Genomic DNA, 230 nt, shown 5'->3' with positions numbered 1-230 from the left:
GCCGACCTGCGCCTGCACTTTCTGGCAGAGGCTGAGGCCGCCTTCGCCGGGCAACATGAGGTCGAGGATGATCGTGTCCGGCCGCTGTTGTGCGATGGCCGCCCACATGGCCTCGCCGTCGGCGGCCACGTCGACTTCATAGGCGTGCTGGACGAAGAATTTCTTCAGCAATGCCAGCACTTCCACGTCGTCATCGACGATCAGCAGTCTGCTCACGTTCACAGATTCCC

The 230-nt window shown here is 62.2% G+C and carries 1 protein-coding gene; it reads right to left on the bottom strand.

Annotated elements, in window-relative coordinates; genetic code table 11:
* The coding region (locus tag SB756_RS36150; protein ID WP_410914065.1) for a response regulator at positions 1-222 on the bottom strand (222 nt) is incomplete at its 3' end.
* Positions 223-230: the final 8 nt, after the last annotated feature.

Origin of the sequence: Pseudomonas sp. SIMBA_068, assembly GCF_046534705.1 — a bacterium.
In the GTDB taxonomy this organism is placed as follows: domain Bacteria; phylum Pseudomonadota; class Gammaproteobacteria; order Pseudomonadales; family Pseudomonadaceae; genus Aquipseudomonas; species Aquipseudomonas putida.
This window is presented reverse-complemented; position numbering and strand designations above follow the sequence as displayed.